The sequence below is a fragment of the Flavobacterium sp. AJR genome, from assembly GCF_002156885.1.
Taxonomy (GTDB): Bacteria; Bacteroidota; Bacteroidia; order Flavobacteriales; family Flavobacteriaceae; genus Flavobacterium.
This window is the reverse complement of sequence record NZ_NCWQ01000026.1, coordinates 80,613-92,992: the sequence shown is the minus strand read 5'-3', so window position 1 is coordinate 92,992 and position 12,380 is coordinate 80,613. Positions and strand designations below refer to the sequence as shown.

The 12,380-nt window shown below is 32.6% G+C and carries 12 protein-coding genes; 11 read left to right on the top strand and 1 reads right to left on the bottom strand.

The annotated features are described in order from the left end of the window. The first annotated feature begins 77 nt into the window (after positions 1-77). Both B8T70_RS08725 and B8T70_RS08720 read left to right on the top strand, forming a co-directional pair. Positions 78-1,268, top strand: coding sequence for a sialate O-acetylesterase (locus tag B8T70_RS08725; RefSeq protein ID WP_086894623.1), 1,191 nt, complete (start codon positions 78-80; stop codon positions 1,266-1,268). 5 nt (positions 1,269-1,273) lie between these two features. Further along, positions 1,274-2,368: a sialate O-acetylesterase gene (locus B8T70_RS08720; RefSeq protein WP_086894622.1), complete on the top strand. Its 1,095-nt coding sequence runs from the start codon at positions 1,274-1,276 to the stop codon at positions 2,366-2,368. 805 nt (positions 2,369-3,173) lie between these two features. Here B8T70_RS08720 and B8T70_RS08715 read toward each other — a convergent pair. Continuing rightward, positions 3,174-3,887, bottom strand: coding sequence for a hypothetical protein (locus tag B8T70_RS08715; protein WP_086894621.1), 714 nt, complete (start codon positions 3,885-3,887; stop codon positions 3,174-3,176). A gap of 291 nt (positions 3,888-4,178) precedes the next feature. On the opposite strand from B8T70_RS08715, the gene B8T70_RS08710 reads away from it, so the two are divergent. The 9 genes from B8T70_RS08710 to B8T70_RS08670 all read left to right on the top strand — a co-directional run bounded on the left by B8T70_RS08710 (position 4,179) and on the right by B8T70_RS08670 (position 12,368). After that, entirely contained in the window at positions 4,179-5,099 is a 921-nt protein-coding gene (locus B8T70_RS08710; protein WP_039111054.1) for a DnaJ C-terminal domain-containing protein, read from the top strand. Further along, positions 5,092-5,397, top strand: coding sequence for a chaperone modulator CbpM (locus B8T70_RS08705; RefSeq protein ID WP_052249984.1), 306 nt, complete (start codon positions 5,092-5,094; stop codon positions 5,395-5,397). Before B8T70_RS08710 ends, B8T70_RS08705 begins: the two co-directional genes overlap by 8 nt. Positions 5,398-5,696: 299 nt before the next feature. Continuing rightward, a complete protein-coding gene (locus B8T70_RS08700) occupies positions 5,697-6,209 on the top strand; it encodes a hypothetical protein (protein WP_086894620.1) in 513 nt (170 codons plus the stop codon). A gap of 44 nt (positions 6,210-6,253) precedes the next feature. Continuing rightward, positions 6,254-7,171 (top strand): phytanoyl-CoA dioxygenase family protein, encoded by a 918-nt coding sequence (locus B8T70_RS08695; RefSeq protein ID WP_086894619.1) that lies wholly within the window; start codon positions 6,254-6,256, stop codon positions 7,169-7,171. A gap of 341 nt (positions 7,172-7,512) precedes the next feature. Next, positions 7,513-7,899 carry a RidA family protein gene (locus tag B8T70_RS08690; protein ID WP_039111058.1) on the top strand — a complete coding sequence of 129 codons (387 nt, stop codon included), beginning with the start codon at positions 7,513-7,515 and terminating at the stop codon, positions 7,897-7,899. A 208-nt stretch (positions 7,900-8,107) separates the two neighbouring features. Then, complete coding sequence (locus tag B8T70_RS08685; protein ID WP_086894618.1) at positions 8,108-9,334, top strand: voltage-gated chloride channel family protein; 1,227 nt, start codon at positions 8,108-8,110, stop codon at positions 9,332-9,334. Positions 9,335-9,591: 257 nt separating this feature from the next. Then, a complete protein-coding gene (locus B8T70_RS08680) occupies positions 9,592-10,596 on the top strand; it encodes a bifunctional oligoribonuclease/PAP phosphatase NrnA (protein ID WP_086894617.1) in 1,005 nt (334 codons plus the stop codon). Between the two features lie 6 nt (positions 10,597-10,602). Continuing rightward, on the top strand, positions 10,603-11,250 hold the full coding sequence (gene gldI, locus B8T70_RS08675) for a gliding motility-associated peptidyl-prolyl isomerase GldI (protein ID WP_086894616.1): 648 nt from the start codon (positions 10,603-10,605) through the stop codon (positions 11,248-11,250). Positions 11,251-11,273: 23 nt separating this feature from the next. Further along, positions 11,274-12,368 (top strand): peptidylprolyl isomerase, encoded by a 1,095-nt coding sequence (locus B8T70_RS08670; RefSeq protein ID WP_086894615.1) that lies wholly within the window; start codon positions 11,274-11,276, stop codon positions 12,366-12,368. The last annotated feature ends 12 nt before the right edge of the window (positions 12,369-12,380 follow it).

Here is a 12,380-nt window from a genome sequence, read left to right as displayed (position 1 = left end):
ACAAAAAAAATATTGAATATTAATTACGTCCTTTAAATTAAATCTATTTTTTAAGGATAAACTAAAAAAACAAGTCAATGAAAAATAAAATTACGCTATTACTCTTTTCGGTCCTATTCACCTTTTTAGGATTAAAAACATCGGTTGCACAAACCAAAAAAAATCCAATAAATGCTAATGATGTTTCCTATGATGTAATTTTGGTTGCGGGTCAATCAAATACACATTATGGTTACCAACTTAACAAAGCTATTGATACTGTAAGCTCAAGAGTATACTCTCTTAATAGGTTTGACGGGTTAGATTACAGAATCGCACCTGCAAAACCAGCATTAGATTTCTGGACAAGAGCAAATGACAGAGTCGGCTTTGTTACGACTTTTTCTAATCTTTATGTAAATGATATTTTAAAGAATTCAAAAAGAAGAGTTCTAATTATTCCTTGTGGCTATTCTGGAAGCAGTATTACAAGCTGGACAAAAAACCAAAACTTGTACAATGATGCCATGCAAAGAGTAAACTATGTTTTAAAGAATGTTCCTGGAAGTAAGTTAACAGCTATACTTTGGCATCAAGGTGAGGCTAACGTTGGTTGGGCAGATTACCAAAAAACACTTGACAAAATGATTGCAGATATGCGATCAGATATCGATCAAAAAAACATACAAGACGTTCCTTTTATACTTGGCGGTATGGTTCCATATTGGGTAAATGCAGCAAGCAACAGAAGAACACAGCAAGAAATTATAAAAAGTACACCAAGTAGAGTACAAAATACAGGATTTGCCGATTCAGAATTCCCTACTGTAATCGTAAAACCTAATAATAATTCTGATGATATTCATTTTGATGCAGCTGGACAAAGAGAAATGGGAGCAAGATATTATAAGGAATTTTTAAGAATGCTTAATAATGATACAAAACCTCAATTATTAAGTACATCCAAAATAATTGAGCCAACGATTGAAAAACAAGCGGTATTAATTGAACCGGCAATTGAGGTACAAACGGTATCGATTGAACCTGAGATTACATCAGAAAATGTAATGGTTTATCCAAATCCTACAACTGACAACTTAACTGTATCAGCAACGTCAAAGATTAAAAATATAGCCATTTTTAATCAAAGTCAGCAATTAGTCTTTCAAAACAAATATGATCAAAATGAGGTTGTAATTGCAGTAAATCATTTCCAAACAGGAATTCATATTGTATCAGTAACACTTGAAAACAATGTGATTAAACAAATAAAAATTATCAAAAAATAATCGACATGAAATATATAAAATTACTCTTAATATTATTTTGTTTCCAATTTTCAATTGCCCAAAACAATACAAATTCAAATTTAGATCAAAGCGAAGGATATGATGTAATCCTAGTAGCTGGACAATCTAATACGCACTATGGTTACCAACTTAACAAAGCTATCGATACGGTTAGCTCAAGAGTTTATTCTATTTATAGATTAGATGGATTAAACTATAGAATTGCACCTGCAAAACCAGCACTAGATTTCTGGACCAGAGCAAATGACAGAGTAAGTTTTTCTACTACGTTTTCTAACCTTTATGTAAATGACATTTTAAAAAATTCAAAAAGAAAAGTTTTAATTGTTCCTTGCGGATATTCAGGAAGTAGTATTACAAGCTGGACAAAAAACCAGAATTTATATAAAGATGCTATGGAAAGGGTAAATTACCTATTAGATAATATTCCCGGAAGTAGATTAACTGCTATACTTTGGCATCAAGGTGAAGCCAATGTTGGGTGGGCTCCATATCAAACAACGCTTGATCAAATGATTGCAGATATGCGTAGCGACATTCATCAGGAAGATATTCAGGAAGTCCCATTTATACTTGGTGGTATGGTTCCTTATTGGGCTAATTACAACACTTCAAGAAAGCAACAACAGCAAATCATTAAAGCTACTCCTGATAGAGTTATGAACACAGGATATGCTGATTCTGAATTTCCTACTGTAATTTCCAAACCTAACAATAATTTTGATGATATTCATTTTGATGCTGCTGGCCAAAGAGAAATGGGTGCAAGATATTATAATGAATTCCTTAAAATGCAAAAGATCGCATTAGGCTTGAAGATTAATAGATACCACGAAGTTCAATATCAAATTGACTCAACAAAAACTATTGCTGTTGATAAAATTGATGTTACAGCCAATAAAAATTTAAAATCAGGAATTGTGTATGATAGTACTGGAAGTAAAGTACTAGAAGTAGATAATCTTACTAGCAACAAATTTTCTATAGAGGTTGATAAATTGCCTTTAAGCGACAGCCCATATAAATTACAAATTATAGATTCGTATAATCTTACTCACGATTACAAATTCTTTCGCTAGGCTAAATATATATTAGCTTAACTCTTACTTTATAAATCCCTTATTTTGTTTTAATTGAATTAACGATTAAACAGAATAAGGGATTTTTATATAATAAAGGTAAACAGTAAAGCAAAACCTTAAAAGAAACCTTTGCAGCTCTGAGCCTTTGTAACTTTGAACCTCAAAAAGAGAAACCTTAGAACCTTTGTATCTCAGTACCTTTAAAAAACTAAATTCTATCCTATTTTAATCATAGCGCACGGTTTCAACCGTGTGATACGGTTTGCGATAATACATTGCGCTCCAACGGTTGAAACCGTTGGCAATGTTTATAACATGTTATTTGTGCTTACAATACGTTATCGAACTATTAGTTCGATAACGTATTGTATGCGTTTTACTAACATCTAAAGACAAGATGGTGTCTGTTTCTATAAAAAACCTTTGAACCTAGGAGCCTTTGTAACTTTGAACCTCAAAAAGAGAAACCTTAGAACCTTTGTATCTCAGTACCTTTGAAAAATTAAATTCTACCTTATTGTAATCATAGCGCACGGTTTCAACCGTGTGATACGGTTTGCGATAATACATTGCGCTCCAACGGTTGAAACCGTTGGCAATGTTTATAACATGTTATTTGTATTTACAATACGCTGTAGAGCTATTGGTTTGATTTATATGGTATGAGTTTCACTCACATCAAAAGACAAGAATGTTTCTGTTTCTATAAAAAACCTCAGAACCTTTAAACCTCAAAGAATGAACCTCAAAAAGAGAAACCTTAGAACCTCAGAACCTTTGCACCTCTGAACCTTTAAAAGACCTACTCATCCTTAGTAACTACTACAGATGCTTTAAAACCTGCAGCAAGATTGTTCCAATAGTCATGAACAATCACATTTTTTTGATCATCTAGTATTTGGATTTCGGCAGTATTACCTCCTAAAGTACCTATATTTAGTGCTTCGAATTCCATTTTATTAAATCCTTTTTCGAGAATGATTTTGATGTCTTTAAAATTAACATCCAAAAATATTTCCGATTGTATTACTTTATCATTTGAAGTTACCTTAACCAAATCGCCATCAATTGCTCCAAAATCTCTAAGCCTGATAATAAAATAATTTGCTTTGGTTTTAAAATCTCCAAACGAGATATTCTGTTTAAGCAACGTCCCTCTTCCTTCTTTTAAACCTTGATCTTTTAGAGTTTTATTCAAATCTTTTTCCATTCCTGGTATGAATCTATCTCCAGGATTTGCAAATTCATCAGAAGGTGTCATAGTAAAACTATCCTTTTTACCTATTTGATATGTAGAGTTTAATTGTGACTGTACGGGTGCAATACTTGTGCTATTAAAAACATTTGGCGCTTTTATACTAGGTATTTCAGGCGGAATTGTTCCCGCAGGTGGTATTTTTTTAGGCTTAATGCCAAAACTTGCTGGAGGAATTGGTTTAAACTTAGTATTAAATTCTGCTTGAGCTGATGCTGTAACAGTTGTGATTAATAGTATAAAAAATAAAAGCTGTTTCATTCGGGTATAATATTATGGAATCAATTTTTAGATTTTTTTAAAATCAAGAGTATACGCAAAAATAGCATAATTTAAATGGGCTCTACAACTTTAAGAGTTTTATAACAATATATTAGGCTAATTTTTGGACACAAAAAACCTGCCAAAAAATTATAAAAGACTTAATTGGCATTACATAATATTAAAACTTTTCTTTCAAATTTTTAATATAAAAAAATATACTATTTTGATAATTAATAACTTATTCATAACTTCAATGCTTTAATTTACCATTATTAAAACCTCATAAAAATGGATTATATAGACTATTATAAAACATTAGGAATCACAAAATCTGCGACTGAAGCCGAAATCAAGAAAGCATATAGAAAGCTGGCTAGAAAGTACCATCCTGATTTGAATCCGAATGATAAAGAAGCCGAGCAAAAATTCAAAGAAATAAACGAAGCTAATGAAGTTTTAAGCAATCCTGAGAATCGTAAAAAATACGACAAATATGGAAAAGACTGGAAACATGCTGAGGAGTTTGAAAAAGCAGGATATGATCCTAACCAGCAACAATATTCCAGACAACAACAAAGTAATCCCGATTATTCTGGTTTTGGCGGAGGTGATTTTTCGGGAAGTGATTTTTCTGAATTCTTCAATTCTATGTATGGTTCTGGCGGAAGAAGTTCCAGAGGTCAGGCTAAATACAGAGGACAAGATTTTAATGCCGAATTACAATTAGATCTGGCATCAGCTTATACTACGCACAAACAAAATCTGACTGTGAACGGTAAGAATATCAGAATTACAATTCCTGCTGGGGTAGAAAACGGACAAATTATAAAAATTCCTGGTCATGGCGGTCCTGGAGCAAATGGTGGCCCAAATGGCGATTTGTATATTACGTTTGTAATTGCAAACGATTCTGATTTTAAAAGAGAAGGAAATAATCTATACGCCGATGTTGATCTTGATTTATACACGGCAATTTTAGGAGGCGAAGTTTTAGTAAATACTTTTGATGGAAAAGTAAAAATTAAAGTTCCTGCAGAAACTCAACCCGGAACTAAAGTTAAACTAAAAGGGAAAGGTTTTCCTGTATATAAAAAAGACAATCAGTTTGGAGATTTGTATATTACTTATACCATCAAAATTCCAACAAATTTATCCGAAAAGGAAAAAGAATTATTCCAAGAATTAGCTAAAATAAGAAATCATGAATAGTGAAAATTTAATCCAGATAAAGCAATTTTGTATATATCATGAAATTGAAGACACCTTTATAGCTAAACTAAATAATTATGGTTTAGTAGAAATTATTGTTCTGGAAGAAGAACAATATTTACAACCTGAACAATTGCCAGCTATAGAAAAAATGATACGAATGCATTATGATCTCAAAATTAATCTAGAAGGTATTGATGCTATTGCTCATTTATTAAATAAAATAGAAGCATTGCAAAAAAACCTTACTGCGACCCAAAATAAGCTCCGCCTTTTTGAACAATATCAAGTTGACTAATTTAATTAGTATACTTAATTATGATGATGTTGCTTATACGAATATATTTCTTCGGAATAATATTCCTTATAATTCTAAAAGACTTCTTGCTTTTAGTGATTTTCTTTATGAAACTTAACTAAATGCAAGAAGTCTTTTTATTTTCAAATTACGCTGACAAGAAATAAATGGATTCATTCAATTAGTTTTTTCATCCTCTTAAAACAGGTATTTATACGTAACGACTAGATTTTTAAATGCATTAATTTTGAGTCATATTTTTTTTAATACAGTCTACAACTTCCTAAAAAAAATGCACTATGAAAAACAATTTTACCCCAACTTCCAAAGCTTTAATTACAATTCCCAGAGGTTTAAAACCAATAGATCATTTTGAAAAAGGTGATGCTGTATCGGCAATATCAGTAAAACTATACAGAGGGAAAATCAAATTATCATCATCTAAAGCAAAAATTTCTTTTAGTGCAGGCAATCAATACCAATCGAATAAAATGGTATATATGACTTTAGATCGTAATGATACTCCTTATTTAGTTTGTAACTCTAATTTGCCTTTTTTACTCCCGAATGGAAAATATACCAGAGCCGACAAACTTTTTTCTGGACAGGAAATAGTTGATAAAAACGGAAAATCATTAAAAATAGATAATCTTAGTATTAAAAATCAGAAAGGTAGCTTACCTCATATTTCGACAAACATAAAATGGGACAATACTCCAAATGGTCACTTATTGTTAGTAAATGATATTGTAGTGGGTGATTTTATATTACAAGTCTATTTTGACCAATTACCACATGAAATGATACAGTAAATCTGATTATTTCTTAATTTTAAACCACATCTATATTTTAAACTATGCCTTGGAATATTCTTGAAAATCTATGGAATCGTACTTTAAACCCAAATACGTTTACTACTAATAAAAATATAACTTGGGATAAAGAAATTGAAATGCTTTACCAATTTGGAATTAGCATGGAAGATACTTTACAATATCTATATTTTGAGAAACCCGATTTTGAAGCTTTTAAAATTTGGATTAACAAAAATAAGAAAGACAAAACTTTAGAACCTGAAGACCTTACTGAAAATGTACTATCTGATGATGATCTCGCTTTTTGGAATAAAAACGGTTATGTTATTGTAAAAAATGCTATTTCTAAAAAAGATTGTGAAGCCACACAGCTTGCTATTTGGGATTTCTTAAAAATGGATCCTGACAAAAAGGAGTCATGGTATAACAATCATCAGGATCAAAAAGGATTGATGCTTAATTTTTCTGACCATGAAACGTTGAATAGAAATAGACTTTCTCCTCGTATAAAAAAAGCGTATGAACAGCTTTATAAAACTAACGGTATATATAAAACAATTGATAAAGTAAGCTTTAACCCGCCAGAAACTCAGAAATTTGTTTTTTTAGGCGGCGCTCTTCATTGGGATGTTAGTTTAAGTTTGCCTATTAGTTTTGGCTTGCAAGGACTACTTTATCTAACTGATTGTGGCGCTCAAGATGGTGCTTTTCATTGTGTTCCTGGATTTCATAACAAAATAGATTCTTGGTTAAAAAACCTTGAGTCTGATATAAACCCTCGAGAGGAAATATTTAAGATAACTCAACCTGTGCCAATTGTTGCAAATGCAGGCGACTTTATTATTTGGCAAAATACATTGCCTCATTGTGCATCTGCAAACCGAGGTACATCTCCTAGAATGGTACAATATCTTACTTATTTTCCTAATGATTATACTAGCAACGAAAAATGGATATAGGTCACAATATGCTATAAAACACTTTCTTATTTGTGTTAAAAAACAATCTTTAATTGGTTTAAGAAGTTTCTCATATTCGCAATCTCGCGTGAGGGATGGCAACAGAAAGCCCACAGCCTGACGAAGGAAGTGCGAGGACTTGCCGTGAACAGCCCGCCCCGGAGGGACACGCCCAAATCCTGAAATTTTATCACAAAAACTGATTATTTATAAGGAATTATTAGCGGTGTTTTACAGATTTTCTTGCGCATTTTTTATAAATTGCAGCATATTAATCTAACTATGAATTGCTCTTTAAAACCACAAAAAAGCAGTTCGAAAACACACAAAACAACCTTATAATGAAAAGAGAAAACATCTTGACAGGATCACCATGGGAGGACAAAATGGGATACTGTCGCGCAGTTCGCATTGGTAACATCGTAGAAGTTTCGGGAACTGTTGCAATTGTTGATGGCGACAAAGTTAAAGCAGATGATGCTTACGCACAAACTTTGAACATACTGGAAAGAGTCGAAAAAGTATTGGAAGATTTAGGAATCGGCATGAAAGACGTAATTAGAACACGAATTTTCACCACCGATATTTCGACTTTTGAATCTGTAGCTGGAGCACATTCGGCGTTTTTTAAAGATATAAAACCAACAACTGGTTTTTACGAAATTAGTAAACTTGTATCTCCTGAATACTTGGTAGAAATAGAATTTACTGCTGTAATTGTAGAATAACAAACAATCATTAAATTATAAAAATCAAACACGACTCGAGCCTGAAAGAGCGAACAGACGAAGTAATTTCACTAATTACCACAAATTCATTTGTGAAATTAATATCACAAACTAAGTTAGCCTTTAGAATTCGTGGTAATTAGTGAAATTTGTGTTCAAAACTGATTTATTATATTTGTACCCACACAAGCACAGTTAACCCTCTTTAATGAATTTAAAAGCAACTATACTTCTCATTCTCAAATGGATTTTCATTTGTGTTTTAATAGGTGTTTTATCGGGATCTGCTTCGGCGTTTTTTTTAATCACTTTAGAGTTTGTTACTCAATATAGAATCCTACACGATTGGATTATCTGGCTTCTGCCAATTGGCGGATTGCTTGTAGGTTTTAGCTATTATTACTTAGGAAAAGATGTTGTAAAAGGCAATAATTTATTGCTCGAAGAATATGAAAATCCTAAGCAAATTATTCCGCTAAAAATGGCTCCTTTAGTTTATTTTGGAACTATAATCACTCATTTATTTGGTGGTTCGGCTGGTCGCGAAGGTACTGCAGTGCAAATGGGCGGTGCAATTGCTGATCAATTTACCCGAATCTTTAAACTTGATAATTCTGAAAGAAAAACATTAATTATCTTAGGGATTAGTGCTGGTTTTGCATCTGTTTTTGGAACACCATTAGCTGGTGCTATTTTTGCCCTTGAAGTTGTATATTTTAGTAAAATTAACTTAAAAAGCATTTTGCTTTCTTTTTTAGTGGCTTACGCAGCTTATTTTACTGTCGAAATTTGGCAGGTAAAACACACTCATTATAGTATTCCGCTTGTACCGGAAATCACCGCGACTAATCTATTTTATACTTTAATTTGTGGAGCTTTATTTGGGTTTGCTGCTTTATTATTCTCCCGTAGCACACATTTTTGGGGTTCGTTATTCTCTAAAACGATAAAATACCCTCCACTTCGTCCTTTTGTTGGCGGAATCATTCTGGCAATTGCTATTGCTGGTTTCGGATTTTCAAAATTCTCAGGATTAGGAGTTCCAGTAATTGTTGACGCTTTTACAAATACTAATGCCTGGTATGATTTCTTACTCAAGATTCTCTTTACTGGATTTACTTTAGGTGCTGGTTTTAAAGGCGGAGAAGTTACTCCTTTATTTTTTGTAGGTGCAACTTTTGGTAGTGCTTTATCTCTCATTGTTCCTATGCCAATTGCGCTTCTTGCCGGAATGGGTTTTGTTGCCGTTTTTTCTGGCGCAACCCACACTCCTATTGCTTGCACCGTTATGGGAATAGAACTTTTTGGTATTGAAAGCGGAATTTTTATTGCCATTACCTGTGTTATAGCCTACTTATCATCGGGCTCTGTAGGCATTTACAAATCGCAAATTGTAAAAGGTCCTAAGTATGATTTGTACCAGAAATGGTTTTGATATAGCATTTAGTTGCAGTATGCAGTTGCAGCTCTCAGTACCAGTCTCAGTACCAGTCTCAGTTTTCAGTTGCGATTGCAGTTAAAAAATCAAATCTAAAGTTGCTCACTGAAAACCGCAACTGCGACTGAAAACTTAAAGTTATAAACTAACAACTATAAACCAACAACTATCAACTAAAAATAAGAAGATATAAAAGCATGTTAATGTCTAAAATGTTTTCAGGTTTACAGTAAAAAAATGTAAATTCGCACACTATGAAAATACAAGACATTCAAGCCATAAAGTTGTTACTTGCAACTCCCAAAAAAATTGCCATAATTCCGCACAGAGGTCCCGATGGAGACGCCATGGGCTCAACCTTAGGTTTATACCACTTTTTATTAAAAAATAATCATGAGCCAATTGTAATTGCTCCGAATGATTTTCCAGATTTCCTTGCTTGGTTACCAGGTTCTGAAACTGTAAAAGTATTCGAAAAAGATATCGATAACTGCACTAAAATTCTTGAAGAAGCTGAGCTTATTTTTACGCTAGATTTTAATGCTTTACATCGCACTGGCGAAATGGAACATACTTTAGCAAAGCTAAAAGCTCCATTTATAATGATTGATCATCACCAAAAACCTGATGATTACTCCGCTTACACCTATTCTGATACTTCGTTTGGATCTACTTGTGAGATGGTTTATAATTTTATTTCTTTCTTAGACAAAAAAGAAGATTTAGATAAAACTATCGCAACTTGTATCTATACTGGAATTTTAACCGATTCTGGTTCTTTCCGTTTTCCTGGAACAACAGGAAACACGCATCGTATTATAGCTGAGCTTATTGATTTGGGTGTCGAAAACACGCAGATTCCGATTTTGCTTTATGACAACAGTTCTTACAGTCGCTTGCAATTACTTGGAAGAGCATTGCAAAACCTGAAGATTTTAACTGAGCATAAAACTTCTTATACTTCTTTAACTCAAGCCGAATTAGATGAGTTTAATTATGTAAAAGGTGATACTGAAGGAATCGTAAATTACGGTTTAAGTATGAAAGGTATCGTTTTTACTGCTATATTTATTGAAAATAAAGACGAGAAAATAATCAAGATTTCTTTCCGTTCTCAAGGTGGTTTTGATGTAAATGAGTTTGCTAGAGCTCATTTTAATGGTGGCGGACATAGCAATGCCGCCGGAGGAAAATCAGTTGATTCGATGGAAGAAACTTTGAGAAAATTTGAAGATTTAGTAACCAAACTAAAAATATAACCTACCATGAACTATCCTAAAATATTTGCTTCAGCTATTGTTTTAGCCGTTTTAGTTTCGAGCTGTAAGCAACATGAAGATGCCAGAAGACCCATTTCTATTTCTTCGGGAACTTTCATGAAAAAATCTATCGAGCGAAATAAAAAACTTGTAGCTACTGAAGAAGAACAAATTAAGGCTGTTATAAAAAACAATCCTAAAATAAAATATATTGCTTCGACAAAAGGATATTGGTACGCTTACGAAAACCAAAATACTACAGATACGATAACTCCTAAAAAAGGAGATGTTGCTTTTTTTGACTATGAAATAAAAGACTTAAAAGGAAATGTTATTTATAGTGAAATGGAATTAAGACCTCAAACTTATTTTGTAGATAAACAAGAAATCATGATGGGGTTGCGCGATGGTATTAAATTAATGCACAAGAATGAAACTGTAAATTTCTTATTTCCATCTCATATGGCTTATGGTTATCATGGTGATGAAAAAAGAATTGGAATTAATCAGCCTTTAATCTGTACGGTTACGTTACACAATTTTGTTCCTGAAACTGCTTATAGAAGACAAATGGAAACAAAAAAACCAAAATCTGAGACTCCTAAACCTACAACACCTGCAGCTCCTGCAATAAAGAAAGATTCATTAAATTAATAAAAACAACTAATATTTTTAAAATGAAAAAAAGCCTCATATTATTATTACTTGCAATTACAACTCTTTACTCTTGTAAAGACGAACATAGCAATTTACCTGATGGTTTATATGCCGAAATTGAAACAAATAAAGGAAATATCATTGTTGAATTAAATTATCAAAAAGCGCCTATTACTGTAGCCAACTTTGTAACGCTTGCAGAGGGCAAAAACGAATTTGTTACTAATCCTGAATTAAAAAAGAAACACTTTTTTGACGGATTAAAATTTCATAGAGTTATCGAAAGTTTCATGATCCAAACTGGGGATCCATTAGGAACTGGTTCTGGAGATACTGGATACAAATTTAAAGATGAGTTTAGCGATTTAAAATTTGACAAAGGTGGTGTTCTTGCAATGGCAAATAACGGACCTGCTACAAATAGTAGTCAATTTTTTATCACGCATGTTGAGACTCCTTGGTTAGAAGGAAAACATACTATTTTTGGTCATGTTGTAGACAAAGGAATGGAAGTTGTTAACCAAGTTAAACAAGATGATTACATCAAGAAAGTAACTATTATCAGAAATGGCGAGGCAGCTAAGAAATTTGATGCTGTTAAGGTTTTTCATGATTATTTTTCTGCTGAAGCGAAACAAAAAAGCGAATTTGAATCTAAATTTAAAGGAGTTCGCGATGAGAAATTAGCTTACTACGCTGGTTTAAAATCAAAAGCTACAAAAACTAGTTCAGGTTTAGAATATGTAATTACTGAAAAAGGTTCAGGTAAAAAACCTGCTGCCGGAGCACAAGTTTTTATACATTATGCTGGTTTTCTAGAAGACGGAACTTTATTTGATACTAGTATAGAAAATGTAGCTCAAACTTTTGGGAAATTTGACGCAGCCAGAGCTGAAGCAAAGCAATACAACCCAATACCATTTCAAGCTGGTAGTAAAGAAGGTATGATTCCTGGTTTTATCGAAGGTATCGAGAAACTTTCTTTTGGAGATAAAGCAGTACTTTTTATCCCTTCTCATTTAGCTTATGGACAAGCTGGTGCAGGAGGTGTAATTCCGCCAAATGCAAATATTATATTTGAAGTACAGTTGTTGGAAAAAATGCCACAACAATAAGTTTATTTTAGA